The sequence below is a fragment of the Bradyrhizobium sp. SZCCHNR1002 genome, assembly GCF_032381435.1.
In the GTDB taxonomy this organism is placed as follows: Bacteria; Pseudomonadota; Alphaproteobacteria; order Rhizobiales; family Xanthobacteraceae; genus Bradyrhizobium; species Bradyrhizobium aeschynomenes.
In genome coordinates, this window is sequence record NZ_JAUHIS010000010.1 from 77,354 (window position 1) to 104,104 (window position 26,751).

Below are 26,751 nucleotides of genomic sequence, written 5' to 3' on the forward strand. Positions count from 1 at the left end.
CGAAGCGCCGTCTCGAACCATGAGGCCGAGAGCGGGGCCTCGCCCTTCGAGACGCGGCGCAAGCGCCGCTCCTCAGGGTGAGAAGAAGCAGGAAACTAGATCCTCATGGTGAGGAGGTGCGCAGCACCGTCTCGAACCATGAGGCCAGGATCGAGGCCTCATCCTTCGAGACGCGGCGAAGGCGCCGCTCCTCAGGATGAGGGGAAGCACAGAGGAAATTCCTCATGGTGAGGAGGCGCGCAAGCGCCGTCTCGAACCATGAGGCCCGAGCAGTCAGGGACGTCACAGGTCATGGGCAAGGTCACAGGTTTTCTCGAAATCGAGCGGCACGATCGCAAGTACGCGCCGGTTGCCGAGCGGCTGAAGCACTTCCAGGAATTCGTGGTGCCGCTCTCCGAGAAGGAGCTGCGTGACCAGGCGGCGCGCTGCATGAACTGCGGCATCCCCTATTGCCACGGCACCGGCTCGGCCGCGCCGGGCACGCCCGGCTGCCCGGTCAACAACCAGATCCCGGACTGGAACGACCTGATCTACAACGGCAACTGGGAAGAGGCGTCGCGCAACCTGCACTCGACCAACAATTTCCCGGAGTTCACCGGCCGTATCTGCCCCGCCCCGTGCGAGGCATCGTGCACCCTGAACATCGACGACAATCCGGTGACCATCAAGACGATCGAATGCGCGATCGTCGACAAGGCGTTCGAGCAGGGCTGGATCAAGCCCGAGCCTGCCGCGGTCAAGACCGGCAAGAAGGTCGCCATCGTCGGCGCCGGCCCGGCCGGCCTCGCAGCCGCGCAGCAGCTCGCGCGCGCCGGTCACGAGGTGCACGTCTATGAGAAGCACGCCAAGGCCGGCGGTCTTCTTCGCTACGGCATTCCCGACTTCAAGATGGAGAAGGGCATCATCGACCGCCGCATCGCGCAGATGGAAGGCGAAGGCGTGGTCTTCCACTACGGCGCCCATGTCGGCGGCAAGGACGGCATCGATTCGAAGTCGCTGCTGAAGGATTACGACGCGGTGGCGCTGACCGGCGGCGCGGAAGCCCCGCGCGACCTGCCGATCCCCGGCCGCGACCTCGCCGGCGTCCACTACGCGATGGATTTCCTGCCGCAGCAGAACCGCCGTGTCGGCAACGAAGCCGTCAACGCCACCGACATCCTCGCCGGCGGCAAGCATGTCGTCGTGATCGGCGGCGGCGACACCGGCTCCGACTGCATCGGCACCTCGCTGCGCCAGGGCGCGCTGTCCGTGACCCAGCTCGAGATCATGCCGGCGCCGCCGGAGCGTGAGAACAAGGAGCTGACCTGGCCGAACTGGCCGCTGAAGATGCGGACCTCGTCGAGCCAGGCCGAAGGCGCGGTGCGCGAATTCGCGGTGCTGACGCAGAAGTTCGAGGGCGAGAACGGCGCGGTCAAGAAGCTGCACTGCGTGCGCGTCGACGGTCAGTTCAAGCCGATCCCGGGCACCGAGTTCGTGCTCGATGCCGACCTCGTGCTGCTGGCGATGGGCTTCGTGCATCCGGTGCACGAGGGCCTGCTCAAGAGCCTCGGCGTCGACCTCGACCCGCGCGGCAACGTCAAGGCCAACCTCTCGGACTACCAGACCTCGCTGCCGAAGGTGTTCTCCGCCGGCGACATGCGCCGCGGCCAGTCGCTGGTGGTGTGGGCGATCCGCGAGGGCCGCCTGTGCGCCCAGGCCGTGGACAAGTTCCTGATGGGCAAGACCGAGCTGCCGCGCTGAGCGGCAGTCAACTCCGCCAGTTGAAATCCAGCTGCTGACCGCACTCGCGCTGCGCTCCCCTCCCCCTTGCGGAGAGGGGAGCGCAGCGTCTTCGCGGCTGAGTCCGGGTCTACTTAAAACGGCGAAGCAAAAATGGGTGGGGGCTTGCTCGACATGTGTCTCCGCGCGGCCCGAAGTGGCAGGTCGGGCCGTGGTCTCATGATCGATTCGGATGAGCGTCGAAGCGTCAGAGTCGACGTTTCACCGTGAAGCCCCCACCCGTCCTGGCCGGGAGGCCAGCTCGGATGAGCCGCATCGCGGCTCTGATGTCAGGAGGGGTGAGGCCGCGCGCGGCGGTGACAGGTCTGCTCCGAGGTGTTCAGCAGGATTGATCGCGTCGCGTGCATTCCGATGTCAGTCATGCTGGACGTTCCCCATCGATCGACGGCCGGACGCCGCGAGCCCCTCAGGTTCCCGCAACCTAAGGCTGCGACTCTTAAGATAAGCACAATGCCCGGCCCGGCATTCCCCTCAAATGCGCTACAACCACGCGATAAGTTCGTATTCGGCTTGGCGTGCGAGCGATGGGGAAGCACGTTCAAACGTCGCGCACAGACGATGCCGCGCGATCAGCTCGTCGTCCGCGCCCAAAGCTCCTCAGCCGACACCGGTGGCGTGACCCGGAACACCTCTTCGATATGCCGGCCGAGCTCTTCGGCGCTCCCGATCATGCGCTCCGCGATCACTTCACCGTTGCGCGCCTCGACGGTGCAGCGGCGGTTGACCAGCTTGTGCCGCGCACCGCGCCCGACCCGCTCCATCATCAATGTCGTCGTGATCGGCACGGTCGGATTGGTCGAGGTGTACCAGCTGCCGAGCACGTAGTCGGCGTGGATCTGCGGCACCAGGTCGAAGGCGTACATCATGCGCCAGCCCGTCGGCTGCTTTGCGCTGATCGTGAAAAGCCCGTTCCATTGGCCGATACGAAAGGTGCCCATCGCGGTCTGCTGCTCGTGGCCGACCTCGAGCCGAATCGGCGCATCCATCATGCAGATGCCAAAGCCAACATCGGCGATGTAGGGGCGGCCATCGAGCTCGACCAGCAGCATCATGTGCTGCCGTGGCCCGAGAGGATCGGTTGGCGCCGAGCGCCACCGCACCCGGCCCGTCAGCCCCGTGACGTCGAAGCCAATCGCCTGCAGCACGGCCTGGAACAGCACGCTCTGCTCGAAGCAGTAGCCGCCGCGCCGGCTGAGCACGAGCTTCTGCTGCACCGACGGCAGATCGACGTCGACCGGACGGCCCAGCAGCGGATCGAGCGCCTCGAACGGGATCGCGTCGACATGCGCCGCCTGGAGCGCCGTGAGCGTCGCGAGATCCGGTGTCAGCGGCCCGGAATAGCCGATGCGGGCGAGATAGGAGTCCAGCTCAAAGCCATTTTCCATGCTCAGCTCTCGATCCGCGCCCAGACCTCGTTGACCGGCACCGGGAGCGAGACACCAAACAGATCCTCGACGACGCTGCGCAGCGCGTCCGGCGTTTCGATGATGCGTTCGCTGACGATCTCGCCGTCGCGCGCCTCGGTCACCAGCCGGCGGTTGACGAGCTTGTAGCGTACGTCGCGCGTGAGCCGCTCCAGGATCAGCATCGAGGTGAACGGCGTCAACGGGCTGGTCGAGGTGAACCAGTTGCCGAGCACATAGTCGGCATGGATCTGCGGGATGAGGTCGAAGACGTACATCGCGCGCCAGCCGGCCGGCTGCTTCGCCGCGAGCCAGTGCAGCCCATCGGAGATCGTCAGGCGAAACGTGCCCATCGCCGTGACCTGCTCCACGTCCGGCACCATCCGCAGCGGCGTGTCGAGCAGGCAGGAGCCGAAACCGACATCGGCGAGATGGGGGCCGTCCGGCAGGTCGACCTTCAGCATCATGTGCGTGCGCGGCGTCAGCGGCGCATCGGCATCGAGCCGCCAGCGCACCCGCGCCGACAGCGGCGTGACCGTAAAGCCGATCACCTCCAGCGCCGCCTTCAACAGCGCGTTCTGCTCGAAGCAATAGCCGCCGCGGCGGCCGTCGACGATCTTGGCCTGCACCGCGGCGAGATCGATGTTCACGGGCCGGCCGAGCAAGGGATCGATCCCCTCGAACGCGATCGCATCGACATGGGCCGCCTGCAATCCGGCCAGCGTGTCGAAGCTCGGCGTCAGCGGCCCGCGATAGCCGATGCGCGCGAGGTATTTGTCGAGATCGAATTGGTCAGGCATCGCCCCGTCTTTCCGTCGTCGCCGGAGCCATAGCACGGGCCGCCGCGGGCAGACAGCCGGACACGAGCATGGTGGCCCTGCCTACCGCTCATCCACCTGTTTGCGCCAGCGTTCGGAGAAGCGATGCAGCGGCAGGAAAGTCTCGAGGAGCTCCCGCCCGAGCGGCGTCAGCCCATAGCCGTCGCCCCCCAGTTGGAGAAAGCCGGCATCGCGCAGCTCGTCCAGCCGGCTCTGCAGCACGGTCGGAGACGCATCATCGCAGGCCGCCCGCAGCGCGCGCGACGTGAGCTCGCCCTGCCGGAGCTCCCACAGGATGCGCAGCGACCAGCGGCGGCCGAGCAGATCGAGCAGCGCCATGATCGGTCGGCCCGTGCGCGAGCCGCGCACGCGACGCGGCTTGGTGACGCCAGTCATTCCGTGATCCTCCCGGGGTCTTGCCAATCGCTACGGAAAGCGTAGCATCATGCTACATAATCTGTAGCATGTGATCCGGAGACACGCCACCATGCCACGCCTCGGCGCCCTGCAGCCGCCCTACCCGGCCGATATCCAGACCCAGTTCGACCAGATCATGCGTGGCGCGCCGCCCTTGATGCTGTTCCGGGTCATGGCCAGCCATGCGCGCGCCTGGAGCAAATTTCGCGGCGGCAGCCTGCTGGATCGCGGGCCGCTGTCGCTGCGCGACCGCGAGATCGTCATCGACCGCACCTGCGCACTCAACGCCTGCGAATATGAATGGGGCGTCCACGTCGCAACCTTCGGCGCCGCGGCGCAGCTATCGCCGCAACAGATCGAAGCCACTGTGCTGGGCGCGGCGGACGCGCCATGCTGGTCGGAGCAGGAGCAGGCGCTGATCGCAGCGGTGGACGCGCTGCATGCGCGCGCGACCCTGAGCGAGATCGAGTTTGCCGGTTTGAGAGCCTGCTACGCGGAAGACCAGGTGCTGGAGATCATCCTGCTCTGCGGCTTCTACCGCACGGTCTCCTGTCTCGCCAACGCGCTCGGATTGCCGCTGGAGTCAGGCGCGGCACGCTTTCCGCGCGCGGCCGGGACCGGCTGAGACGATCACGCCACCCCGGCGCGCAGCAGGTCGTGCATGTGCAGGATGCCGACGGGCTTGGCGCCGTCGGTCACGATCAGGGTCGTGATCTTGGCGGAGTTCAGGATCTCCAGCGCCTCGGAGGCCAGCGCCTCGCGGCGCACGGTGCGCGGGTTGGCGGTCATGATCTCGTCGACCGAAACGGACAGCAGGTCGGACCGCATCTTCCGGCGCAGATCGCCGTCGGTGATGATGCCAGCGACATGGCCGCGGCCGTCGACGATGATGACGCAGCCCAGCCCCTTGGCCGACATCTCCTCCAGCGCATCGGCCATGCCGGTGCCGAGCGGCTTCAGCGGCACGGCGTCGCCGGAGCGCATCAGATCCGAGATGTGCTTGAGCATGGCGCCGAGCTTGCCGCCCGGATGGAAGTTGGCGAATTCGAGCGCGGTGAAGCCGCGGCCCTCGAGCAGCGCGATGGCGAGCGCATCGCCGATCGCGGCCTGCATCAGCGTGGAGGTGGTCGGCGCCAGATTGTGCGGACAGGCTTCGCGCGCCTTCGGCAGCTCCAGCACGATGCGCGCGGCCTGCCCCAGCGACGACTGCGCGTTCGAGGTGATGGCGACCATGGGGATGGCGAAGCGCTTGGTGTAGTTGACCAGCGTCTTCATCTCCGGCTGCTCGCCGGACCAGGACAGCGCGATGACGACGTCATCCGAAGTGATCATGCCGAGGTCGCCATGACCGGCCTCGGCGGAATGGACGAAGAAGGCCGGCGTGCCGGTCGAGGCCAGGGTCGCCGCCATCTTGCGGGCGACGTGGCCTGACTTGCCGAGCCCGGTCAGGATCGCGCGGCCCTTGGCCTGGCGGATCAGCTCCACCGCAGCGGCAAAGGCCGGGCCCAGGGGACCGCGCAGCGCAGCGGAGATCGCGGCAATGCCGTTGCTGCCGGCGTCGAGCGTGCGCAGCGCCGATTGGATGTCCGCGTTGGCGGGAGGGGCTTCGGTCAACGGCTTCGATCTCGGCATTCGCGCTTCCAAGGCTAAGACAGTCAGGCGCCGCTCTTTAGCATGGGTAAGGCGGCAAGGCGTCATCAACAGCCCATTAACCATATTTGTTTTTACTCCCTTAACGACGCGGTTTGCCGGCGGCGCGGGACTCCCCCGACGACGCAGTTGATTTTGTTGGAGTATTTTCATCGTGGGGTGGAGGCCTGACAGCGGCCGCGCAAGGCGCGCGCTACGGGGCGCGATGTGGCGCGGCGCCTCCGCCGCTTGCCTGCTGCTCGGCGCTGTCGGTCTCGAAACGGCCGTAGCCCAGACCATCGATGCGTTCCGCCCGGTGCGCGACGGCTTTCTGGCCCCCCAGGAGTCGCCGCTGCGGCGGACGGCCGTGAGCGGCCTGTCGGATGCCGTTCCGACGCCGGGTCTGCCTGCCACGCCTCCTCCCGTGAGCTCCCCGGCGCGCCAGACGCGGGTTCCTCTGCCCGACGTGCCCGCCGCCAGCGGCGCCGCCGATGTGGGCTATGATTCGCTGAACCGCACCCGCAGGAAGCCGAAATACTATCCCGCCCAGGCGCGGCCGAAGCCGGCCCCGGGGCCTGGCACCCGGCCGTCGGGCGAGCTGACCGGACAGCTACGCCCGACTTTACCGCCCTCGGCCTTCGCCAACCGGCAGCCGGTCCCCGCCGCCATCGCGGGCACGGTGCCCGGCCAGCCGCCGCGCAAGCGGCTGCGGATCGATGACGATCCGTTCGGCGCGGTCGGCGACTATGTCGGCCCGTTCCTGATCAAGGGCGCGGTAGAGCTGTCGGCCGGCTATGACAGCAACCCGGCCCGGCTCGCCAAGCCGCGCGGCATGCCGGCCTGGATGATTGCGCCGGAATTTTTGGCGGTGTCGAACTGGGAGCGCCACGCCCTGGTCGCCGATCTGCGCGGCTCGTTCACCGGCTATGGCAGCACCCTGCCGGCCACGATGGATGGCGGCATCAATTCGGCGCCGACCACGCTCGACCGCCCCGATTTCACCGGCCATGTCGACGGCCGCCTCGACGTGACGCGCGACACCTCGGTCGGCGCCCAGCTTCGCCTGCGCGCCGCGACCGACAATCCCGGCAGCCCGAGCGTGCAGGCCGGGCTGGCCCGCTATCCGGTCTACACCACGCTCGGCACCACCGTGGGCTTCGACCAGCGCTTCAACCGGCTGCAGATCTCGGCCGGCGCCACCGCCGATCGCACCAGCTATCAGCAGAGTAAGCTGACCGACGGCACGATGACGTCGAACGACGACCGCAACTACAACCAGTTCGGCGGCATCGGCCGGGTGTCCTACGAGGTCACGCCCGGCCTGAAGCCGTTCGCCGAGGTGCAGGGCAACACCCGCACCTACGACCAGCAGTTCGACCGCTCCGGCTACCAGCGCGATTCCGCCGGCGGCTATGCCAAGGCCGGCACCTCGTTCGAGTTCACCCGGCTCCTGACCGGCGAGCTGTCGCTCGGCTACGCCACCCGCAGCTACACCGATCCGCGGCTCAACCGGCTGCAGGGCTTCCTCACCACGGCCTCGCTGGTGTGGTCGGCGACGCCGCTGACCACCGCGCGCTTCTTCTCCGACACGCAGGTCGCGGAGACCACCGTCGCCGGCGCCTCCGGCGTGCTGATCCGCACCTACACGGTGCAGGTCGACCACGACTTCCGGCGCTGGCTGACCGGCATCGGCAAGTTCACCTTCGGCACCCTCGACTATCAGGGCTACGGCCGCAACGACCGCACGTATTCGGCCGAAGGCAACCTCGTCTACAAGATGACGCGCAGCCTCTGGGTCAAGGGCACGCTGCGCTACGACAAGCTGGACTCGAACATCACGGGCGCGGCGTCGTCGGGGACCGTGGTGATGCTGGGCGTGCGGCTGCAGAACTGAGCGTCAGCTCATATTCCAACCTCTCGACGATTGCAGCAACCGCAGTGCCCATGACTGCGCCCTCGCCCCTTGTGGGAGAGGGCATGTAGGACAGTGCAGCAAACGCGGTTGGGTGAGGGGTCCTCTCCACGCGCGTGCTCGCGGAGAGGACCCCTCACCCAACCGAGTATGTGGATAGGCCGGCGATGCCCTCTCCCACAAGGGGCGAGGGCGCTGCATCTAACAGCGCAGAAGACCTACGCCGCGGTCACCGTCAGATGCGCGCCATCCGCCTGCACGATGCGCACGCGGCTGCCTGCGGGTGTGTCCGGACCGGCCACGCGCCACACCGTGTCGTCGATGCGGACGGTGCCGTTGCCGTCGATGATCGGCTTCTCCAGGGTGAACTCGCGCCCGACAAGCGCCGCCGAGCGGCGGTTGAGGAAAGGGTTGTCCTGCGACGGCGCGGCGTTGGCGCGGGCGAGGCGCCGCCACAACGGTACCGCGGCGATCGAGAACAGCGCGAACAGCAGGATCTGCAGCTGCCATCCCGGCGAAAGGGCAAACGACAGCAGCCCGACCAGCAGCGCTGCCAGCCCGAGCCAGATCAGGAAAATGCCCGGTGCGAGCAGCTCCAGCGCCATCAGGATGATGCCGAAAATCAGCCAGTTCCAGGTGCCGAGCGTCACGAACATCTCGCTCATGATGACCTCCCCTGCCTCAGGCCTGCGGCGGTACCGGCGGCTTCGGCGGCGCTCCTGCCGATGGCACCGAGCCACCGCGACGCGCGGCCGCGACCGCCGAGGCTGAACTCTCGCCGAACGTCGCCTTGGCGATCTCGCCGATGCCGGCGAGCGAGGCCAGCATGCCTGTCGCCTCCAGCGGCAGCATGATCACCTTCTGGTTCGGGGAATCAGCGAGCTGGCCGAACGCCTTGATGTATTTGTCGGCGATGAAGTAGTTCAGCGCGGCGACGTCACCCTTGCCGATCGCGTCCGACACCATCTGCGTCGCCTTGGCCTCGGCCTCCGCCGCGCGCTCGCGCGCCTCGGCGTCGAGGAAGGCCGACTGCCGGCGGCCTTCGGCCTGCAGGATCTGGCTCTGCTTGGCGCCCTCCGCGCGCAGGATCTCCGACTGGCGCTGGCCCTCGGCCTGCAGGATGTCGGCGCGCTTGACGCGCTCGGCCTTCATCTGCCGGCCCATCGCCTCGACCAGATCCGCCGGCGGCACGATGTCCTTGATCTCGATGCGGTTGACCTTGAGCCCCCATGGCGACACCGCGGCGTCGACGACGCGCAGCAGCCGCTCGTTGATCTCGTCGCGATGCGACAGCACCTGGTCGAGGTCCATCGAGCCCATCACCGAGCGGATGTTGGTCATCGTCAGCGTGATGATGGCCTGATTGAGGTTCGAGACCTCGTAGCTCGCCTTGGCGGCGTCGAACACCTGGTAGAAGGCGACGCCGTCGACCGTCACGGTGGCGTTGTCCTTGGTGATCACCTCCTGCTCGGGGATGTCGATCACCTGCTCCATCATGTTGATCTTGCGTCCGATGCGGTCGAAGAACGGCACGATGATGTTGAGGCCCGGCGACAGCGTGCGAGTATATTTGCCGAACCGCTCCACCGTCCAGTCGAAGCCCTGCGGCACCGTCTTCACGCCGGAATACAGCGTGAAGACGACCAGCAGCACCAGCGCTATGGCGAAAATGTCGAAACCGCTCATGGATCCTCCAAGGGAGGAGACGTCAGTCACCTCACCAGCCTCTGCAGCAATCACAATCTAGGGATTGCTACATGATTTTGTCGGGGGTCCGTGAGGCGCGGTTCAGGAACATATTTTCGACGGCCGCGCCGCCGTTAACCTTGTTCTGGCGCGAAGCCGACCTAGCGGTCGGCAACGGGCCGGTACGCGCTCAGAGCCAGCCCTGCAGCTCGCGCAGCACCAGTTGCCGCAGCACCTCCATGCCGGGCGCGCTGTCGTTCAGGCACGGCACGGCGGAAAACTCCTCACCGCCATTGTGCTTGAAGATCTCGCAGTTCTCGCCGGAGATCTCCTCGAGCGTCTCCAGGCAGTCGGCCGCGAAGCCCGGCATGACCACGGCGATGCGCTTGACGCCGTCCTTGGCGAGCTTCTCGATGGTCTTGTCGGTGTAGGGTTGCAGCCACTCCGAGAAGCCGAAGCGGGACTGGAAGGTGAGCAGCAGCTTGCTGTCGTCCATGCCGAGCCGCTTGCGCAGCAGCTCGGTGGTGGCGACGCACTGCTCGCGATAGGGATCGCCCTTGTCGACATATTCCTTGGGCATGCCGTGGAACGAGGCCACGATCAGCTCGGGCATATATGACAGCGTCTTGAGGTGATCCTCGATCGAGACCGCCAGCGCCTCGATGTAGAAATTGTCGTTGTAATAGGGCGGCGTCACCCGGAGCGTCGGCTGCGCGCGCAGCTCGGTCAGCACCCGGAAGGCCTCGTCACAGACGGTGGCCGAGGTCGCGGCGGAATATTGCGGATAGAGCGGCACCACCAGGATGCGATCACAACCTTTCGCCATCAGGCCATCGACGCCGGCCTTGATCGACGGATTACCGTAGCGCATCGCCCAGTCGACGATGACGTGGCTGCGATCGGCGAGGCTGGCCGCGAGCTTCTCGCTCTGCGCGCGCGTGATCGTCTTCAGCGGCGACTCGTTCTTCTCGGTGTTCCAGATCGACTGGTAGTCCTTGGCCTTCTTTCGCGGCCGGACGTTGAGGATGATGCCGTTGAGGATGATCTTCCACAACAGCCCCTGGTCCTCGATCACGCGGCGGTCGGACAGGAACTCCTTGAGATACACCCGCACGCCGGCGGCGTCGGCCGTATCGGGCGTGCCGAGATTGACCAGCAGCACGCCGACGCGCGTCGTGCTCGCGACCGGCAACGGCTTGGCATTGTCAGGAGACCTGGCATTGTCCAGTGATATGGCGGCGGTCATGATGCCCGTGACTGGTGAAGGGCGTGGCTTGGCGGCTTGTTTCGACATTGTCAAGATAAGGGCCATTTCACCGATGTCATCGGGCTGGAGGAGCCATGACGATTGCAGAATTGTGCATTTTCGCCAGCGTAATGCTCTACCTCTTAACGATCGTGCCGGCGAAATGGATCAGCGTCGACGGCGCCGGACGCTACGACAATGCCCGGCCTAGGAATCCGGCCTTCTATGCCGGCGGCATCCGCGAGCGGGCGCTGGGCGCCCACCAGAACGGCATCGAGGCGTTCCCGTTCTTCGCCGCCGCCGTGCTGCTGGCGGAGTTCCGCGCCGCGCCGCAGAACCTGATCGACGAGCTGTCGGTGCTGTTCGTGATCGTGCGGGTGGCCTACGTGCTGACCTATATCGGCGACCGGCCGTCGCTGCGCTCGATCCTGTGGGCGATCGGCTTCCTGATCACGGTCGGGATCTTCTTCCTTCCTTTGCTGCGCGCCTACCTGCCGGCCTGAGCCCGCCGCCGGACGTGAGGGTCGTCACATCCTCGTCCCCACGGCAGTGCTAACCACGACCACGGACGACCGCTGTCTGTACGCTTTTCGTTTCCCGTTTGATCCGGCCGGCTACGGCCAGTTGATTGGATTTGACGACGAAATTCCCTATAGGGCGGGATGAATTCGGCTGCTGAAGCGGCGCCGTGAGGCCGCCAGAGGACTTGTGATGACTTTGACCAGCTCGGCCTCCGCGCGCGCGCCGCGCGACCCGGGAAACTACCAGGCCGCCCTGCAATCGACGGTGCGGGCGGCGTCGGACTGGCTGATCGCCAACCAGAAGCCGGACGGACATTGGGTCGGCCGCGCCGAGTCCAACGCCTGCATGGAGGCGCAATGGTGTCTGGCGCTGTGGTTCCTGGGGCTCGAAGACCATCCCCTGCGCAAGCGCCTCGGCCAGTCGCTGCTCGACAGCCAGCGCCCCGACGGCGCCTGGCAGGTCTATTTCGGCGCGCCCAACGGTGACATCAATGCGACGGTCGAGGCCTATGCCGCGCTCCGCTCGCTCGGTTATCCCGACGACGAGCCGCCGGTGCGACGCGCGCGCGAATGGATCGAGGCCAAGGGCGGCCTGCGCAACATCCGCGTCTTCACGCGCTACTGGCTGGCGCTGATCGGCGAATGGCCGTGGGAGAAGACGCCGAACATCCCGCCCGAGGTGATCTGGTTTCCACTCTGGTTTCCGTTCTCGATCTACAATTTCGCGCAATGGGCGCGCGCCACTTTGATGCCGATCGCGGTGCTCTCCGCAAAGCGGCCGAGCCGGCCGCTGCCGCCGGAGAACCGGCTCGACGCGCTGTTTCCGCGCGGCCGCGCCGCGTTCGACTACGAGCTGCCGGTCAAGGCCAATGCCGGCGGCTGGGACAAGTTCTTCCGCCGCGCCGACAAGGTGCTGCACGCGCTGCAGAACCTCGGCAACAAGCTCAACCTGGGCCTGTTTCGCCCGGCGGCGACCAGCCGCGTGCTGGAATGGATGATCCGCCACCAGGATTTCGACGGCGCCTGGGGCGGCATCCAGCCGCCCTGGATCTACGGGCTGATGGCGCTGTACACCGAAGGGTATCCGCTCAACCATCCCGTGCTCGCCAAGGGGCTCGATGCGCTGAACGATCCGGGCTGGCGCGTCGATGTCGGCGACGCGACCTACATCCAGGCGACCAACAGCCCGGTGTGGGACACGATCCTCACCTTGCTCGCCTTCGACGATGCCGGCGTGCTCGGTGACTATCCGGAAGCCGTCGACAAAGCCGTAAACTGGGTGCTCGATCGTCAGGTGCGCGCGCCCGGCGACTGGTCGATGAAGCTGCCGCGTGTCAAGCCGGGCGGCTGGGCGTTCGAATACGCCAACAACTATTATCCCGACACGGACGACACGGCGGTGGCGCTGATCGCGCTCGCGCCGCTGCGGCATGACCCGAAGTGGAAGGCCAAGGGCATCGACGAGGCGATTGCGCTCGGCGTCGACTGGCTGATCGGCATGCAGAGCCAGGGCGGCGGCTGGGGCGCGTTCGACAAGGACAACAACCAGCAGATCCTGACCAAGATCCCGTTCTGCGACTACGGCGAGGCGCTCGATCCGCCCTCGGTGGACGTCACCGCGCATATCGTCGAGGCGTTCGGCAAGCTCGGCATCTCGCGCAGCCATCCGTCGATGGTGCAGGCGCTGGACTATATCCGGCGGGAGCAGGAGCCGAGCGGCCCGTGGTTCGGCCGCTGGGGCGTCAACTACGTCTACGGCACCGGCGCGGTGCTGCCGGCGCTGGCCGCGATCGGCGAGGACATGACCCAGCCGTATATCGGCCGCGCCTGCGACTGGCTGGTCGCCAATCAACAGGCTGATGGCGGCTGGGGCGAGAGCTGCGCCTCCTACATGGACGTCAGCGCCGTCGGCCGCGGCACGACGACGGCGTCGCAGACGGCGTGGGCGCTGATGGCCCTGCTCGCCGCCAACCGTCCCCAGGACAAGGAGGCGATCGAGCGCGGCTGCCTGTGGCTGGTCGAGCGGCAATCGGCCGGCACCTGGGACGAGCCCGAATTCACCGGCACCGGCTTCCCCGGCTACGGCGTCGGCCAGACCATCAAGCTGAACGATCCGGCTTTGCAGGAGCGGCTGATGCAGGGCCCCGAGCTCTCCCGCGCCTTCATGCTCCGCTACGGCATGTACCGCCACTACTTCCCGCTGATGGCGCTGGGCCGGGCGCTGCGGCCGCAGGGGCATGGCAACACTGCGTCCACGCCCACGCAGTCGTCCCGGCCTTGAGCCGGGACCCACAATCACAGGGAGCAGTTTGAGGCAGGCGGGCCAATCCTAGCTCGCGCATCAGAACCGCCGCGGAGTATGGGTCCCGGCTCAAGGCCGGGACGACACTGTTAGGTGTTGCACAAGCGGCGCCATAAACTCCGCTGTCATGCCCCGCGCAGGCGGGGCATCCAGTACGCCGCGGCGGGCGTGTTGGACATAAGCGGAGTCGCTGAGCGCACCCCGCTCAGAAACAGGTCGTGCGTTCCGCCGCCATGTAGCCGAACAGCAGCCCCACGCCGAACAACAGCACCAGCCCCGCCGCACCGAACTCCAAGCCGCGCATGATCAAGGCCCCGCCAGCCTCCCGGCCGGCGCTGAGGCGGCGGGCGATGTCCTTCGCGGCCACTGCAATCACCGCAATGGTGGCCACGGTGATCGCGGTGCCCATGCCCATCACGACGGTGGCGGCGACGCCGGCCCAGAACATGCCCTGAGCCAGCGCGAACACCAGCACCAGGATCGCGCCCGAGCACGGACGGATGCCGGCGGCGAAGATCGCCTGGAAGCCGCGCTGCCAGCCGCCGGGACCGGCGAGCTCGCTCGGTGCCGGGCCGTGGGAATGGCCGCAGCCGCAATCGTCGCCGGGCACGTGATCGTGGTGGACGTGATCATGCGCGGCGTGACCATGCGCCGCCGCATGGGCATGACCATGACCGTGGTGATGATCATGTCCATGATGGTCGTGGCCGTGGTGGTCATGGCCATGATGGTGATCATGGCCGGGATGATCATGCTGAGGCGCGCGATGCTGATGATCATGCGCATGGCCGTGATCATGACCCGCCTGCACCGCGCCCGCGGGTGCACCGGCCAGCGCCAGCGCCGGCGCCGGCGGCTGCCAGGTGCGCAGGAACGCGGCGCCCTTGACCCACACCAGACGCGCGCCGAGCAGCGCGATCAGGCCGTAGCTCGCGATCTCCACCACCTTCTCGGCGCTGCACATGCTGGCCGCGGTGGCGTTGAGCAGCACCGCGCCGACACCGACGATGGCGACCGCGACCAGCGCCTGCATCAGGCCGGAGGCGAACGACAGCACGATGCCGCGCTTCGCCGTCTCCTGGTTGGCGACGAGATAAGACGCGATGACCGCCTTGCCGTGGCCGGGCCCCGCCGCATGGAAGATGCCGTAGGCGAACGAAATCGCCAGCAGCCACCACACCGCCGAGCCGTCCTCCTTGGCGGAGCGGATCGCCCCGGACATCTGGCGGTAGAACTCCGACTGCTTCGCCAGGATCCAGCCGACGATGCCGCCGACCTGCGGCTCGGCCGCTGGCGCGCCGAACGGCGGCTTGGCGAGCAGCGCGTGGGAGGCGGCGTCGGCGGCGAGAAGCGCAACGAGGATCGCGGCGCAGGTCAGGAACGGTCGGGCGGAGCTGGGGCGAGGTGTCATGGACATTCCACTGAGATCTTGTTGGCGAAATTCATTCCGAAATTGGCGTTCGCCCCGCCGCTCAGGAATGTCTGTTCGTTCATGGTCTGCGCGACGGTGCCGCCGTCGCTCGGTCTCACCAGGCCGAGCTTGCAGCCTGCGGGAGCGCTGACCAGCTTGACGGGATCCTTCTCCGCCATCTGGAAATCGATGAAATAGCTGGGATCGTAGACCTCGACCTGGAGCTGGCTGGACTTCACCGGCGCCTTCAGCGGCAAAGTGAAGTGCAGGGTCAGCTTGGTGTCCTTGTATTCGAGATAGTAGTCGACGGGGTCGACCAGCTTCTGTTTGCGGCCGTCGGCCTTGATGAAGGTGAAGTAGGCATACTCCTTCAGCGACTCGGCGTTGGTCTGCGCCAGCGGCGCCAGCTCCTCGCGGGTGTAGACGCCCTTCTGCTTGGTCTCGAGCCCCTGCAGCGCATAGGTCGCGAACATGTCGTCGAACGTCCAGGCGTGGCGCACGCCGGTCACCGTGCCGTCGGCCGCGTAGAGCAGCTCGCTGGTCGCGGTGACCCAGACATGCGGATGAGCACTCGCGGCGCTCGCGCCCAGCACGAGCGTCAGCGTAGCGAGAACGACACGAGCCATCGCCATCACCGTCACCTCAAGCCGCCTTGGGAACATCGAGCAGTCCGCGCCGGCGGAGCAGCGCGTCAGGCTCCGGCTCGCGACCGCGAAACGCCACGTAAGCCGCTTCCGGATCGACCGAGCCGCCCGAGGCGTAGACATTGTCGTGCAGCCGCTTGGCGACCGCGGGATCGAAGATGTTGCCGGCTTCCTCGAAGGCACCGAAGGCATCCGCATCCATCACCTCCGACCACATGTAGCTGTAGTAGCCCGCCGCATAATGGTCTCCCGAGAAGATGTGGCCGAATTGGGTCGGCCGGTGACGCAGCGCGATCTCCTGGGGCATGCCGATCTTCTCCATCTCGGCTTTCTCGAACGCGCGCACGTCCTTCGAGGCCGCGGCCGGCTGAGTGTGGAACTCCAGATCGATCAGCGCCGATGAGACGAACTCGACGGTGGCAAAACCCTGGTTGAAACGGCGCGCCGCCAGGAAGCGCTCCAGCAGGTCCTGCGGCAACGACTCACCGGTCTGGTAGTGCTTCGCGAAGGTCTGCAGCACCTCCGGGCGCTCCTGCCAGTGCTCGTAGAGCTGCGACGGCAGCTCGACGAAATCGGTGAACACCGACGTGCCCGACAGCGAGGGATAGGTCACGTTGGAGAGGATGCCGTGCAAGCCGTGGCCGAACTCGTGGAACAGCGTGCGCGCATCGTCCGGCGACAGCAGCGAGGGCTGGCCGTCGGCGCCCTTGGCGAAGTTGCAGACGTTGATGATCAGCGGCGCGGTGTCGCCGTCGAGCTTCTGCTGGTCACGCAGCGAGGTCATCCAGGCGCCGGAGCGCTTCGAGGAACGGGCAAAGTAGTCGCCGTAGAACAGCGCCTTGTGGCGCCCCTGCGCGTCCGTGATCTCCCAGACCCGCACGTCCGGGTGCCACACCGGAATGTCCTTGCGCTCGGCAAAGGTGATGCCGAACAGCCGCGTGGCGCAGTCGAAGGCCGCCGCGATCATGTTGTCGAGCGCGAGATACGGCTTGATCGCGGCGTCATCGAAGTTGGCCTTCGCCTGGCGCAGCTTCTCGGCGTAATAGCGCCAGTCCCAGGCCTCGAGCTTGAAGTTGCCGCCCTCGGCCGTGATCATCGCCTGCAGCTGGTCGCGATCGGCCAGCGCCTTGGCGCGGGCCGGCTTCCACACCCGTTCCAGCAGGCCGCGCACCGCCTCCGGCGTCTTCGCCATGGAATCCTCCAGGCGATAGGCGGCGAAGTTCGCAAAGCCCATGATCTTGGCGGCCTGCTCGCGCAGCGCCAGGATCTCGCCGATGACGGCATTGTTGTCGTTGGAATTGCCATTGTCGCCGCGCGCGGTGAAGGCCTTGAACACCTTCTCGCGCAGGTCACGGCGGGCGGAGCTCTGCAGGAACGGCTCGACCGAGGAGCGCGACAGCGTCACGATCGCCTTGCCGGGCATGCCGCGCTCCTCGGCGGCTGCCTTGGCGGCGGCGACGAAGCTTTCGGAGAGGCCGGCGCGGTCATCCTGGCCGAGCTCGAGGAACCAGTCCTGCTCGTCGCCGAGCACGTGATGGCTGAAGGTGGTGCCGAGCTGGGCGAGCTTCTCGTTGATCTCGGCCATCCGCGCCTTGTCGTCGTCGGAAAGCCCGGCGCCGGCGCGGCGGAAGCGGGTGTAGGTACGCTCCAGCAGCCGCTGCTCCTCGCTCGTGATGGTGAGGTCCTTGCGGTTGTCGTAGAGCAGCGCGATGCGGCCAAACAGCACGGCGTTCATCATGATCGGGTTCCAGTGCCGCGCCATCCGCAGCGACACGTCCTTGTCGATCTCCAGAATGGCCGGGTTGGAGTTGGCGGAGACCAGATCGTAGAACACCGCGGCCACCTTCGACAGCAGCTTGCCGGAGCGCTCCAGCGCCGTGATGGTGTTGGCGAAGTCCGGCTCCGCCGGATCGTGGGTAATCGCAGTGATTTCGGCGGTGTGGTCGGCGAAGGCGCGCTCGAAGGCCGGCAGGAAGTGCTCGGGCCTGATCGCGTCGAAGGGCGGTGTCTGGTGCGGGGTCTCCCAGGCCACGAGCAGCGGATTGCTCTGGGCGTCGATCGTGGCGGTCGTGTCGGACATCGGCTCTTGCTCCCCGGATCAAACAGGGCCCCTCTTACCACGGTGATGGTCCTTTTTGGGTCATTTCCCCTTGAAGGACGGAGCCATTTCGGAGAGATTGCGGCCCCCGAGAGGACCCCGGACCATGAGCGCAGACACCACCTCGAAGCCCGCCCGCCAGATCGCCTGGCCGAGCGTGATCACCGTGATCTCGGCAGCGATCCTGATCGGCGCGGAAGTGTTCGGCGCGGCCTTCGCCGGCGGCTGGGCGCTGGCGATTCTGTTCGGGCTCGGCGACGGCGGCGCGCACATCCTGCAGGCCGTGCTGTTCGCGATCGGCGTGTTCGTGATGATCGGCTTCATCCGCGGCGCGCAGCGCATCGAGCCCTTCACCAAGCGCGCGTGAGCAGCGTAAAAACACTGTCCTGCAAGCGTGAACGCGTTACGAAAGTTTAAGCTCGCTTAACGTTCGTTCAGACACCGGCGCCGCTCACTGTGTCGCATAAGCACAGATTAGGGAAATCTTTCGCGGCGCTGAAAAATCCCTTGCGAACGAAATTCAAAACCCCTATTTCCGCTTCTGCCCAATTTCGCACGTGCCTGTGGTCGTGTGTCAGTCGGTAGGTATCCGGACAAGAGGCCGGACAGCCGCCAAGGGATGAGGAACCGAGGGGTTCTCGGATCGTTGCGATCAAAGATCATCATGATCGAGATCGTCATGCTCCAGGAGCCCAGCATCTCTCTCAAGAGATGCCGCTGAAGGTCACCTCGTCTTTTGCAACCGTGACTGGCAGCCGGAGGCGAACCGGCGCACCCCGCTCTCAACGGGGGACGCGACTTAAAGCAACGACGGATCGGGCTTTTTTGGTCTCTACCGGCAGTCCAACGCCGGCGCGGGCTACTGAAAAGGCTTGTCCTTCATTGCCAGGTGTGCGGGCGGGAAATTCCCAACCAATCCACGGCAGCACAATTCGGCTACGGGTTCGAGGTTTTGTCGCCTTTCCATCGGGCGGCAACGCCAAGGCACCCGTGTCGGGATCATTTTGAACGGGCCTCGTCGCTGGGGCCGTTTGGAGGGTGCTATGACCGAACGTATCCGGGAATTCCTGCGCAACCGCCGCGAGGAAGGTCTGGACCACGAGCCCTGTCTCGTCGTCGACCTCGAGATCGTGCGCGACAACTACATGAACTTCGCTCGGGCGTTGCCGGACAGCCGCGTGTTCTACGCGGTCAAGGCCAACCCGGCGCCGGAAGTGCTGTCGCTGCTGGCCTCGCTCGGCTCGTCCTTCGACACGGCGACCGTCGCCGAGATCGAGATGGCGCTGGCCGCCGGTGCGACGCCGGACCGCATCTCCTATGGCAACACCATCAAAAAGGAGCGGGACATCGCGCGCGCCTATGCGCTCGGCATCCGCCTGTTCGCGGTCGACTGCGCCGCCGAGGTCGAGAAGATCTCGCGCGCCGCGCCGGGCGCGAAGGTGTTCTGCCGCATCCTGTACGATTGCGCCGGCGCCGAGTGGCCGCTGTCGCGCAAGTTCGGCTGCGATCCGGAGATGGCCGTCGAAGTGCTGGACCTGGCGAAGCGCCTCGGCCTCGAGCCGTGCGGCATCTCGTTCCATGTCGGCTCGCAGCAGCGCAAGGTGAAGGCGTGGGACCGCGCGCTGGCGATGGCCTCGACGGTGTTCCGCGACTGCGCCGAGCGCGGCATCAACCTCTCGATGGTCAACATGGGCGGGGGCTTCCCGACCAAGTACCTGAAGGACGTGCCGCCGGTCGTGCAGTACGGCCGCTCGATCTTCCGTGCGCTGCGCAAGCATTTCGGCAACCAGATCCCGGAGACGATCATCGAGCCGGGCCGCGGCATGGTCGGCAATGCCGGGATCATCGAGTCGGAAGTGGTGCTGATCTCGAAGAAGAGCGACGAGGACGAGCTGCGCTGGGTCTATCTCGACATCGGCAAGTTCGGCGGTCTCGCCGAGACGATGGACGAGTCGATCCGCTACGCCATCCGCACCCCGCATGAGGGCGCGGAGATGACCCCGTGCGTGCTCGCCGGCCCGACCTGCGATTCGGCCGACGTCATGTACGAGAAGCTGCCGTATCCGCTGCCGGTGACGCTCTCGATCGGCGACAAGGTGCTGATCGAGGGGACCGGGGCGTATACCTCGACCTACTCGTCGGTGGCCTTCAACGGCATCCCGCCGCTGAAGACATATCACATCTGATCCGGCTGCCCCTCGCCCGTGCGCGGGTGAGGCGGCTAAGAGCCTCGGGTGGTGCGTTCCCCACCCCGACCCTCCCCCGCAAGCGGGGGAGGGAGCGACAGACCGTCACCTTCAACCTGACATCACGTGTTTGCGCGCGGGCGACAGCCCGCGGCGCAGGCCGGGGACTGACGTGCCATGACCGCTTTCCGCTCCCAGATGACTGCGCCCTCTCGGACTGCCGCTCCGTTCGTGATCCGTGCGGAACGTGCCTCCGACGTCGCGGCGCGCGAGACGCTGCTCGACATGTGCTTTGGCGACAACCGCCATGAGCGCACCTGCCAGCGCCTGCGCGACGGACGCGCGCCCGCCGCAGGCCTCGCCCTGACGGCCGTGCGCGGCGGCAAGCTCGTGGGAACGCTGCGGTTGTGGCACGTCAGCGCCGGCGGACGCGATGCGCTGATGCTCGGGCCGCTGGCGGTTGCCCAGGAGGCACGCAGCCTCGGCGTCGGCGCGGCGCTGATGAATGCCGCGCTGATGATCGCGGCGTCCCGCGGCCATGGCGCGGTGGTGCTGCTCGGCGATGCGCCCTATTACGCGCGCTTCGGCTTCGAGGCGGCCAAGGCAGCCACGCTGGAGCTGCCCGGCGCGTTCGAGCGCGCGCGCCTGCTCGGGCTCGAGCTGGTCGAGGGCGCGCTGGACGGTGCCGCCGGCATGATCGTCGCCACCGGCGCGCCTGAGCGGAAGGCCCGCCGCCGCAAGGAGCGGCTGCCATGCGCGGCGTGAGGGCCGAGGCGGCGGCACGTCCGCCGCGGCGGACGTGGCTGCCGACGCTGGTGCTGGTCCTGCTCGGCATCATGATCGTCCGCGACATCGTGATCCGGCGCTGGAGCAGCACGCCGCCCGCCGGACCCGACGTCACGCGGCTGCGTTAGGCATGCCGGCACTGCGCGCCGCGGCCGCCCCGCCAGGGGTTGCGCAGGTGCAGCAAAAGCTCTTTAACCCCGGAAAATCCCCCGACGAGGTCCCAAAATGCCCCGCCGCCTGATCTCTACCGGATCACCATTCGAGACAACCGCCGGCTACAGCCGCGCCGTCATCGACGGTGATTTCGCCTTCGTCGCCGGGACCACCGGCTATGACTACACCACCATGACGATGCCGGCCGATGTCACGAGCCAGTCACGCAACTGCTTCAAGACCATCGCGGCCGCCCTGCAGGAGGGCGGATTCGAGATGGCCGACATCGTCCGCGCGACCTACTACCTGACCGACGTCGCCGACGCCGACGCGCTTTTTGCGGTCTGCGGCGAAGTGCTCGGCGACATCCGCCCCGCCGCCACGATGGTGGTCGTCGCGGCGCTGCTCAAGCCCGAGATGAAGGTCGAGATCGAAGTCACCGCCAAGCGGCGCGGCTCTTAAAGAGCGGCGCAGCGCCCGATTGCTGCCATTTCCTGTGCTTGCGCCCCCGGCGCAGCCACCGTCCGAGAAGAGAGACCCCTCATGAGCTCGCAGATCCACGCCAAGATCACCGGCCCCATCGTCATGATCGGCTTCGGCTCGATCGGCAAGGGCACCCTGCCTTTGATCGAACGCCATTTCGACTACGACAAGAGCCGTTTCGTCATCATCGATCCGCATGACGACGGCGAGCTCGCCAAGAAGCACGGCGTGCGCTTCATCCAGCAGGGCGTGACCCGCGACAATTACCGCGAGCTCTTGGTGCCGCTGCTCACCGAAGGCGGCGGCCAGGGTTTTTGCGTCAACCTCTCGGTCGACACCTCCTCGGTCGACATCATGACCCTGTGCCGCGAGATCGGCGCGCTCTACATCGACACCGTGGTGGAGCCGTGGGCCGGCTTCTATTTCGACAAGCAGATGGGCGTCGAGCAGCGCTCGAACTACGCGCTGCGCGAGACCTTGCTGGCCGCGCGCCGCAAGAGCCCCGGCGGCACCACCGCCGTGTCGACCTGCGGCGCCAATCCCGGCATGGTGTCCTGGTTCGTCAAGCAGGCGCTGCTCGACATCGCCAAGGACACCAAGACCGAGATCGTCGAGCCCAGGAGCCGCGAGGGCTGGGCGCAGCTGATGCAGAAGCTCGGAGTCAAGGGCGTGCACATCGCCGAGCGCGACACCCAGCGCTCGAAGAACCCGAAGCCGATGGACGTGTTCGTCAACACCTGGTCGGTCGAGGGCTTCGTGTCCGAGGGCATGCAGCCGGCCGAGCTCGGCTGGGGCACGCATGAAAAGTGGATGCCGGAGAACGGCCGCTGCCACACCGAAGGCTGTGGCGCTGCGATCTACCTGCTGCAGCCGGGCGCCAACACCCGCGTGCGCTCGTGGTGTCCGACGCCGGGGGCGCAATACGGCTTCCTGGTGACGCACAACGAGTCGATCTCGATCGCCGACTACTACACCGTGCGCGACGGCGACAAGGTGGTGTATCGCCCGACCTGCCACTACGCCTATCACCCCGCCAACGACGCGGTGCTGTCGCTGCACGAGATCTTCGGCGCCACCGGCAAGATGCAGGAGAAGTGGCACATCCTGGATGAGAACGAGATCGTCGACGGCATCGACGAGCTCGGCGTGCTGCTCTACGGCCACGGCAAGAACGCCTATTGGTACGGCTCGCAGCTCTCGATCGAGGAAACCCGCCGCATCGCGCCCTACCAGAACGCGACCGGCATGCAGGTGTCATCCGCCGTGCTCGCCGGCATGGTCTGGGCGCTGGAGAACCCGAACGCCGGCATCGTCGAAGCCGACGAAATGGACTTCCGCCGCTGCCTGGAAATCCAGACGCCGTATCTCGGCCCGGTGAAGGGCTACTACACGGAGTGGACGCCGCTGAACGACCGCCCCGGCCTGTTCCCGGAGGACATCGACACGTCCGATCCCTGGCAGTTCCGCAACATCCTGGTGCGGTAAACATTCGCTGTCGTCCCGGCCTCGAGCCGGGCCCCAGACTCCGTGACGCCTATGCGGCGGGAGCTGGAGCTAACAGCCTGTCTCAAATCACGAACGGTGATTATGGGTCCCGGCGTTCGCCGGGACGACGACGGAAATTCCGGCTGCGTTCATCCACACCCTCACCTCCGTCATGGCCGGGCTTGACCCGGCCATCCACGTAGCCGCACCCACCGAAAGACGTGGATGCCCGGGCCTTCGCCGCGCCGAAGCGGCTTCGGCCGCGCAGGCGGGACGAGCCCGGGCATGACGATGTTGAGGCAGAGTGCGAGACAACGAGCACTTGTCTCGCTGCAGCGAACTACTTCTTCTCCATCGGCGGCGCGACCTTCTCGGCCGGGGCCGGCGGCAGGGCCGGCTTGGCGCCTTCCTTCTGAGCTTCGATGTCCGGGCGCGCGGGCTCCGGCGCCGGCGTGGTCGGGCGGGTGCCGCCGGGCTTGGATTCGGCGGGCGTGGCCGAGGGCTCGGGCGTCGCCTGCGCCATCTGGTCGAGATGTCCGGCCTTGATCTCGGTGAACGAGATGATCGCCACCAGCGCGCCGAGGCCGAGCAGACCGGCTGCAAGCCAGAGGTCGCGGCGCAGAGTGCGTTTGCTGTTGATCGGGGCCATCGGCTGTCCTCCGCATCGTTCGACGCGCATCGCGCCACCTCATGTGGCGCTCGCATCGGATCATGCGCGGGAACAACGGATTGACAGCGGCGCGGTTCCCATTCGGGGCTGCGCCGCTATGCCCCACTTCCGCCCCTACCGGCCCCTCAGAGCCGCAGCAGCCCCGCCTCGCCGCTTTCGTCGGAGAACGCCAGCCAGGTTCCCGCGGCATTCCAGCCCAGCGCCACCACCGGCGGAGTCTCGTTCCGGCGCACCAGGATCTCGGCGCCGTCCTGCATCCGCACCATCAGCACAGTGCCGTCCTCGTAGCCGCAGGCCAGGATGTCCTGCTTGGGATGGCAGGCGACGGCCGTGACCTTGGCCTTCATCGGCGCCAGCATCGCCGGCTCCTTGCCCATCGGGCCGTCCTTGCCGACGAACGGCCAGAGGATGACCATGTCGGCGCCCGAGGTGGCGAGGAAACGCCCGCCGCTGCCCCAGGACATCGACTTCACCCGCGACGGGTAGCCGGTCATGCGCATGTGCCTGGAGTCAGCCAGCCGCCAGCCGTGCAGCGCCGGCTCGTGCATCGCGGTGACCAGGAACTTGTTGTCCGGGCTGAACGTGACGGCGTGATGCGAGCCGGCCCAGCCGAGGAATTCCGGTTCGCCCGCCATGTTCGGAAACCACAGGGTCGCACCGTTGTAGTGCGCGATCGCCAGCCGCAGCCCCTTCGGCGCGAACGCCAGCCCGCCCGCGGTCGAGGGCACCTCGAGCGACTTCTCCTCGCCCTTCGGCGCCCGCACGAACGCGGTCTTGCCGACCGACCAGGCGATCGCGCCATCCGGATGGACGGCGACATTGTCGATCCAGCGCCGCTTCGGATCGGTCGCGAGCACGCTCACCGTGCCGGCCTTGTCGAGCGCCGAGACCTTGCCGTCATCGCCGCCGAACAGGATGCGCGAGCCGTCCGACACCGCCGACAAAATGCCGCCACTGGACACCTCGACCTTGCTGATCTCGCCCTCGGTGTCGACCACCGCGACGCTCTCCTCGGTGCCGACGAAGGCTGCGCGATCGCCGAGATAATGCACTGCCGTGACGGCCATGCCGAGCGAGACCGGCTTCACCTTGTCGGTGACGGAGACGATGGATGCGGCCTCGCCGCCCGTATCGAAGTTGGTCATCAGGTCACGATGCAGCGTTCAAAACCTTCGCGGATGGCGTCTTCCGGCAGCTCGCGGCCGATGAAGACGACGCGGCTCTGCCGCGCCTCGTCCGGCTTCCACTTCCGCTGGTGATCGCCCTCCAGCATCATGTGCACGCCCTGGAAGACGTAGCGGTCGTCATCGTCCTGGAACGCCAGGATGCCCTTGGAGCGCAGGATCTTCCCGCCTTCGGTCTGCACCAGGTTCTGCAGCCACGGCATGAATTTCGCCGGGTCGAGCGGCTTGTCGGAGCGCAGCGACAGCGACTGCATCTCCTCGTCGTGATAGTGCTTCAGGCCGTGGTCATGGTGGTGATGATCATGGCCGTGGTCGTGATCATGGTGGTGATGATCGTGATCGTCGCCGGCGTTCAAGAATTCCGGCTCGATCTCCAGGATGCGATCGAGATCGAACGCGCCGCGCTCCAGCACGTCCGAGATCGCGATCTGGCAACGCTCGGTGCGATGCAGCCGCGCGTAGGGGTTGATCGCGCGGATGCGCGCCTCGACCTCGGCGAGCTCCGGCTTGGTGACGAGATCGGTCTTGTTGAGCACGATGACGTCGGCGAAGGCGATCTGGTTCTTGGCCTCCGGCGCGTCCTTGAGTCGGTCCGACAGCCACTTTGCGTCGGCGACGGTGACCACCGCATCGAGCCGCGCGTTCTTCTGCACGTCCTCGTCGACGAAGAAGGTCTGCGCCACCGGCGCCGGATCGGCGAGGCCGGTGGTCTCGACGATGATCGCGTCGAACTTGCCCTTGCGGCGCATCAGGCCGGAGATGATGCGGACGAGGTCGCCGCGCACGGTGCAGCAGATGCAGCCATTGTTCATCTCGAACACTTCCTCGTCGGCGCCGACGATGAGGTCGTTGTCGATGCCGATCTCGCCGAACTCGTTGACGATGACGGCGTACTTCTTGCCGTGGTCTTCGGAGAGGATGCGGTTGAGAAGGGTGGTCTTGCCGGCGCCGAGATAGCCGGTCAGCACCGTCACGGGGGTCTTGCTCGCGTCGGACATGCGCACTCCGAAAACGTGGGATCGCGTCGAAAATGGCTCAAAAGCGCCCCGCCGCGAGGGCTCGAAAACCCTAACGGACCAGCGCGCTCGTCAGGGCCCTTATATTGTGCCTGACCAGGGCAATGTAAGTGGGAACGGGCCCCTTTTCATCGCTCAGGGCGTCCGAATACAGGGTGCCGCCGATCTTGGCGCCGGTCTCGGCCGCGATCCGCCCGACCAGGCGGTCGTCATTGAAATTCTCCAGGAAGACGGCCGGAATCCCGGCTTTTTTCACCTGGCGGATGATCTCGGCGACGTCGCGGGCCGACGGCTCGGTCTCGGTCGAGACGCCGAGCGGGGCGATGAAGGCGATGCCATAGGCATCGGCGAAATAGCCGAAGGCGTCATGGGTGGAGATCACCTTGCGCCGCTCGGCCGGGATCTTGTCGGCCTCCGCGCGCACCTCGCGATCGAGCGCATCGAGCTCGCCGAGATAGCGCGCGGCATTGGCCTTGAACGTCTCGGCATCGGCAGGGTCCGCCGCCACCAGCGCATCGCGGATGTTCGTCACATAGACCTTGGCATTGCCGACCGACTGCCAGGCATGCGGATCGGCATCCGAGCCGCGCTTGCGCGGGGTGATCCCTGTCGTCGCCACGATGATCGGCGCCTTGCTGCCCGACGCCTGCTGCAACCGCGGCAGCCAGCCTTCGAGGCCGAAGCCGTTGACGATGAGGAGCTTCGCCGCGCCGACCTCCTTCGCGTCGTGCGGCGTCGGCGTGTAGACGTGGACGTCGCTGTCCGCGCCGACCAGCGACACGACACTGACCTTGTCGCCGCCGACCTGGCGGACGAAGTCGGCCAGGATCGAGAAGCTGGTGATGACGTTCAGCCGCGTCTGCGCGGATGCGGGGGTGACGAGAGCAAGGATCAGACCGACGACGGAGAGCAGGCGCATCAT

Annotated in this window: 25 protein-coding genes; 11 read left to right on the plus strand and 14 right to left on the minus strand. The window is 66.8% G+C overall.

The features are described from left to right. Positions 1-291 precede the first annotated feature (291 nt). Positions 292-1,740 (plus strand): glutamate synthase subunit beta, encoded by a 1,449-nt coding sequence (locus QX108_RS31900; protein WP_315784332.1) that lies wholly within the window; start codon positions 292-294, stop codon positions 1,738-1,740. A gap of 608 nt (positions 1,741-2,348) precedes the next feature. Here the strand turns inward: QX108_RS31900 and QX108_RS31905 are convergent. The 3 genes from QX108_RS31905 to QX108_RS31915 form a co-directional block, all read right to left on the minus strand. Continuing rightward, positions 2,349-3,164, minus strand: coding sequence for an arylamine N-acetyltransferase (locus tag QX108_RS31905; RefSeq protein ID WP_315784331.1), 816 nt, complete (start codon positions 3,162-3,164; stop codon positions 2,349-2,351). Between the two features lie 2 nt (positions 3,165-3,166). Further along, entirely contained in the window at positions 3,167-3,982 is an 816-nt protein-coding gene (locus QX108_RS31910) for an arylamine N-acetyltransferase (RefSeq protein ID WP_315784329.1), read from the minus strand. An 81-nt stretch (positions 3,983-4,063) separates the two neighbouring features. Next, positions 4,064-4,396, minus strand: a complete 333-nt coding sequence (locus tag QX108_RS31915; RefSeq protein WP_172181151.1) for a winged helix-turn-helix transcriptional regulator — start codon at positions 4,394-4,396, stop codon at positions 4,064-4,066. A gap of 91 nt (positions 4,397-4,487) precedes the next feature. Between QX108_RS31915 and QX108_RS31920 the strand changes: the two genes are divergently transcribed. Beyond that, positions 4,488-5,042, plus strand: a complete 555-nt coding sequence (locus QX108_RS31920) for a carboxymuconolactone decarboxylase family protein (RefSeq protein WP_315784326.1) — start codon at positions 4,488-4,490, stop codon at positions 5,040-5,042. A 5-nt stretch (positions 5,043-5,047) separates the two neighbouring features. Here QX108_RS31920 and QX108_RS31925 read toward each other — a convergent pair whose 3' ends face one another. Then, positions 5,048-6,049, minus strand: a complete 1,002-nt coding sequence (locus QX108_RS31925; RefSeq protein ID WP_315721898.1) for a KpsF/GutQ family sugar-phosphate isomerase — start codon at positions 6,047-6,049, stop codon at positions 5,048-5,050. 172 nt (positions 6,050-6,221) lie between these two features. On the opposite strand from QX108_RS31925, the gene QX108_RS31930 reads away from it, so the two are divergent. Beyond that, on the plus strand, positions 6,222-7,940 hold the full coding sequence (locus tag QX108_RS31930; protein ID WP_315784324.1) for an outer membrane beta-barrel protein: 1,719 nt from the start codon (positions 6,222-6,224) through the stop codon (positions 7,938-7,940). Positions 7,941-8,176: 236 nt separating this feature from the next. Here the strand turns inward: QX108_RS31930 and QX108_RS31935 are convergent, their stop codons facing one another. The 3 genes from QX108_RS31935 to hemH form a co-directional block, all read right to left on the minus strand. Then, positions 8,177-8,623 (minus strand): NfeD family protein, encoded by a 447-nt coding sequence (locus QX108_RS31935; protein WP_315784322.1) that lies wholly within the window; start codon positions 8,621-8,623, stop codon positions 8,177-8,179. Between the two features lie 16 nt (positions 8,624-8,639). Beyond that, positions 8,640-9,644: an SPFH domain-containing protein gene (locus QX108_RS31940; RefSeq protein WP_315784320.1), complete on the minus strand. Its 1,005-nt coding sequence runs from the start codon at positions 9,642-9,644 to the stop codon at positions 8,640-8,642. 190 nt (positions 9,645-9,834) lie between these two features. Next, positions 9,835-10,890: a ferrochelatase gene (hemH, locus tag QX108_RS31945; RefSeq protein WP_315784318.1), complete on the minus strand. Its 1,056-nt coding sequence runs from the start codon at positions 10,888-10,890 to the stop codon at positions 9,835-9,837. Between the two features lie 95 nt (positions 10,891-10,985). Here hemH and QX108_RS31950 point away from each other — a divergent pair, with 95 nt between their 5' ends. Both QX108_RS31950 and shc read left to right on the plus strand, forming a co-directional pair. Further along, positions 10,986-11,393 carry an MAPEG family protein gene (locus QX108_RS31950; RefSeq protein WP_315784317.1) on the plus strand — a complete coding sequence of 136 codons (408 nt, stop codon included), beginning with the start codon at positions 10,986-10,988 and terminating at the stop codon, positions 11,391-11,393. Positions 11,394-11,601: 208 nt separating this feature from the next. Next, the gene (gene shc, locus QX108_RS31955; protein ID WP_315784315.1) at positions 11,602-13,692 is read left to right on the plus strand and encodes a squalene--hopene cyclase; all 2,091 of its coding nucleotides are present in this window, start codon (positions 11,602-11,604) and stop codon (positions 13,690-13,692) included. A gap of 226 nt (positions 13,693-13,918) precedes the next feature. Here shc and QX108_RS31960 read toward each other — a convergent pair whose 3' ends face one another. From QX108_RS31960 to QX108_RS31970, 3 genes are read right to left on the minus strand one after another with little or no spacing between them, the layout of a single operon-like run. Next, complete coding sequence (locus tag QX108_RS31960) at positions 13,919-15,124, minus strand: nickel transporter (RefSeq protein ID WP_315784313.1); 1,206 nt, start codon at positions 15,122-15,124, stop codon at positions 13,919-13,921. Beyond that, positions 15,121-15,750, minus strand: coding sequence for a DUF1007 family protein (locus tag QX108_RS31965; RefSeq protein ID WP_315784311.1), 630 nt, complete (start codon positions 15,748-15,750; stop codon positions 15,121-15,123). The genes QX108_RS31960 and QX108_RS31965 overlap by 4 nt, the downstream gene beginning before the upstream one ends. 16 nt (positions 15,751-15,766) lie before the next feature. Continuing rightward, complete coding sequence (locus QX108_RS31970; RefSeq protein ID WP_315784309.1) at positions 15,767-17,848, minus strand: M3 family metallopeptidase; 2,082 nt, start codon at positions 17,846-17,848, stop codon at positions 15,767-15,769. Positions 17,849-17,972: 124 nt separating this feature from the next. Between QX108_RS31970 and QX108_RS31975 the strand changes: the two genes are divergently transcribed. The 6 genes from QX108_RS31975 to QX108_RS32000 all read left to right on the plus strand — a co-directional run bounded on the left by QX108_RS31975 (position 17,973) and on the right by QX108_RS32000 (position 22,959). Then, on the plus strand, positions 17,973-18,233 hold the full coding sequence (locus tag QX108_RS31975) for a hypothetical protein (protein WP_315721908.1): 261 nt from the start codon (positions 17,973-17,975) through the stop codon (positions 18,231-18,233). Positions 18,234-18,909: 676 nt separating this feature from the next. Next, entirely contained in the window at positions 18,910-20,052 is a 1,143-nt protein-coding gene (locus QX108_RS31980) for a type III PLP-dependent enzyme (RefSeq protein WP_315784307.1), read from the plus strand. A 177-nt stretch (positions 20,053-20,229) separates the two neighbouring features. Next, positions 20,230-20,817 carry an N-acetyltransferase gene (locus QX108_RS31985; RefSeq protein WP_315784305.1) on the plus strand — a complete coding sequence of 196 codons (588 nt, stop codon included), beginning with the start codon at positions 20,230-20,232 and terminating at the stop codon, positions 20,815-20,817. Next, a complete protein-coding gene (locus QX108_RS31990; RefSeq protein WP_315721910.1) occupies positions 20,805-20,966 on the plus strand; it encodes a hypothetical protein in 162 nt (53 codons plus the stop codon). Before QX108_RS31985 ends, QX108_RS31990 begins: the two co-directional genes overlap by 13 nt. 97 nt (positions 20,967-21,063) lie before the next feature. After that, positions 21,064-21,453: a RidA family protein gene (locus tag QX108_RS31995; RefSeq protein ID WP_315784302.1), complete on the plus strand. Its 390-nt coding sequence runs from the start codon at positions 21,064-21,066 to the stop codon at positions 21,451-21,453. Between the two features lie 81 nt (positions 21,454-21,534). Continuing rightward, positions 21,535-22,959 (plus strand): homospermidine synthase, encoded by a 1,425-nt coding sequence (locus QX108_RS32000; protein WP_315784300.1) that lies wholly within the window; start codon positions 21,535-21,537, stop codon positions 22,957-22,959. A gap of 340 nt (positions 22,960-23,299) precedes the next feature. On the opposite strand, the gene QX108_RS32005 is transcribed toward QX108_RS32000, so the two are convergent. From QX108_RS32005 to QX108_RS32020, 4 genes are all read right to left on the minus strand, one after another. Next, positions 23,300-23,608, minus strand: a complete 309-nt coding sequence (locus tag QX108_RS32005) for a hypothetical protein (RefSeq protein WP_315721913.1) — start codon at positions 23,606-23,608, stop codon at positions 23,300-23,302. A 146-nt stretch (positions 23,609-23,754) separates the two neighbouring features. Then, positions 23,755-24,774 (minus strand): WD40 repeat domain-containing protein, encoded by a 1,020-nt coding sequence (locus QX108_RS32010; RefSeq protein ID WP_315784298.1) that lies wholly within the window; start codon positions 24,772-24,774, stop codon positions 23,755-23,757. Next, complete coding sequence (locus QX108_RS32015) at positions 24,774-25,811, minus strand: GTP-binding protein (RefSeq protein ID WP_315721915.1); 1,038 nt, start codon at positions 25,809-25,811, stop codon at positions 24,774-24,776. The genes QX108_RS32010 and QX108_RS32015 overlap by 1 nt, the downstream gene beginning before the upstream one ends. Before the next feature lie 70 nt (positions 25,812-25,881). Further along, positions 25,882-26,751, minus strand: coding sequence for a metal ABC transporter substrate-binding protein (locus tag QX108_RS32020; protein WP_315784588.1), 870 nt, complete (start codon positions 26,749-26,751; stop codon positions 25,882-25,884).

Coding starts and splice junctions, on each gene's coding strand:
- QX108_RS31980 (WP_315784307.1), top strand. CDS start 18,910: ATGACCGAACGTATCCGGGAATTCCTGCGCAACCGCCGCGAGGAAGGT.
- QX108_RS31900 (WP_315784332.1), top strand. CDS start 292: ATGGGCAAGGTCACAGGTTTTCTCGAAATCGAGCGGCACGATCGCAAG.
- QX108_RS31905 (WP_315784331.1), bottom strand. CDS start 3,164: ATGGAAAATGGCTTTGAGCTGGACTCCTATCTCGCCCGCATCGGCTAT.
- QX108_RS31915 (WP_172181151.1), bottom strand. CDS start 4,396: ATGACTGGCGTCACCAAGCCGCGTCGCGTGCGCGGCTCGCGCACGGGC.
- shc (WP_315784315.1), top strand. CDS start 11,602: ATGACTTTGACCAGCTCGGCCTCCGCGCGCGCGCCGCGCGACCCGGGA.
- QX108_RS31920 (WP_315784326.1), top strand. CDS start 4,488: ATGCCACGCCTCGGCGCCCTGCAGCCGCCCTACCCGGCCGATATCCAG.
- hemH (WP_315784318.1), bottom strand. CDS start 10,890: ATGACCGCCGCCATATCACTGGACAATGCCAGGTCTCCTGACAATGCC.
- QX108_RS31985 (WP_315784305.1), top strand. CDS start 20,230: ATGACCGCTTTCCGCTCCCAGATGACTGCGCCCTCTCGGACTGCCGCT.
- QX108_RS31925 (WP_315721898.1), bottom strand. CDS start 6,049: ATGCCGAGATCGAAGCCGTTGACCGAAGCCCCTCCCGCCAACGCGGAC.
- QX108_RS32000 (WP_315784300.1), top strand. CDS start 21,535: ATGAGCTCGCAGATCCACGCCAAGATCACCGGCCCCATCGTCATGATC.
- QX108_RS31990 (WP_315721910.1), top strand. CDS start 20,805: ATGCGCGGCGTGAGGGCCGAGGCGGCGGCACGTCCGCCGCGGCGGACG.
- QX108_RS32015 (WP_315721915.1), bottom strand. CDS start 25,811: ATGTCCGACGCGAGCAAGACCCCCGTGACGGTGCTGACCGGCTATCTC.
- QX108_RS31910 (WP_315784329.1), bottom strand. CDS start 3,982: ATGCCTGACCAATTCGATCTCGACAAATACCTCGCGCGCATCGGCTAT.
- QX108_RS31965 (WP_315784311.1), bottom strand. CDS start 15,750: ATGGCTCGTGTCGTTCTCGCTACGCTGACGCTCGTGCTGGGCGCGAGC.
- QX108_RS32010 (WP_315784298.1), bottom strand. CDS start 24,774: ATGACCAACTTCGATACGGGCGGCGAGGCCGCATCCATCGTCTCCGTC.
- QX108_RS31940 (WP_315784320.1), bottom strand. CDS start 9,644: ATGAGCGGTTTCGACATTTTCGCCATAGCGCTGGTGCTGCTGGTCGTC.
- QX108_RS31935 (WP_315784322.1), bottom strand. CDS start 8,623: ATGAGCGAGATGTTCGTGACGCTCGGCACCTGGAACTGGCTGATTTTC.
- QX108_RS31960 (WP_315784313.1), bottom strand. CDS start 15,124: ATGACACCTCGCCCCAGCTCCGCCCGACCGTTCCTGACCTGCGCCGCG.
- QX108_RS31995 (WP_315784302.1), top strand. CDS start 21,064: ATGCCCCGCCGCCTGATCTCTACCGGATCACCATTCGAGACAACCGCC.
- QX108_RS31975 (WP_315721908.1), top strand. CDS start 17,973: ATGAGCGCAGACACCACCTCGAAGCCCGCCCGCCAGATCGCCTGGCCG.
- QX108_RS32020 (WP_315784588.1), bottom strand. CDS start 26,751: ATGATGCGCCTGCTCTCCGTCGTCGGTCTGATCCTTGCTCTCGTCACC.
- QX108_RS31970 (WP_315784309.1), bottom strand. CDS start 17,848: ATGTCCGACACGACCGCCACGATCGACGCCCAGAGCAATCCGCTGCTC.
- QX108_RS32005 (WP_315721913.1), bottom strand. CDS start 23,608: ATGGCCCCGATCAACAGCAAACGCACTCTGCGCCGCGACCTCTGGCTT.
- QX108_RS31950 (WP_315784317.1), top strand. CDS start 10,986: ATGACGATTGCAGAATTGTGCATTTTCGCCAGCGTAATGCTCTACCTC.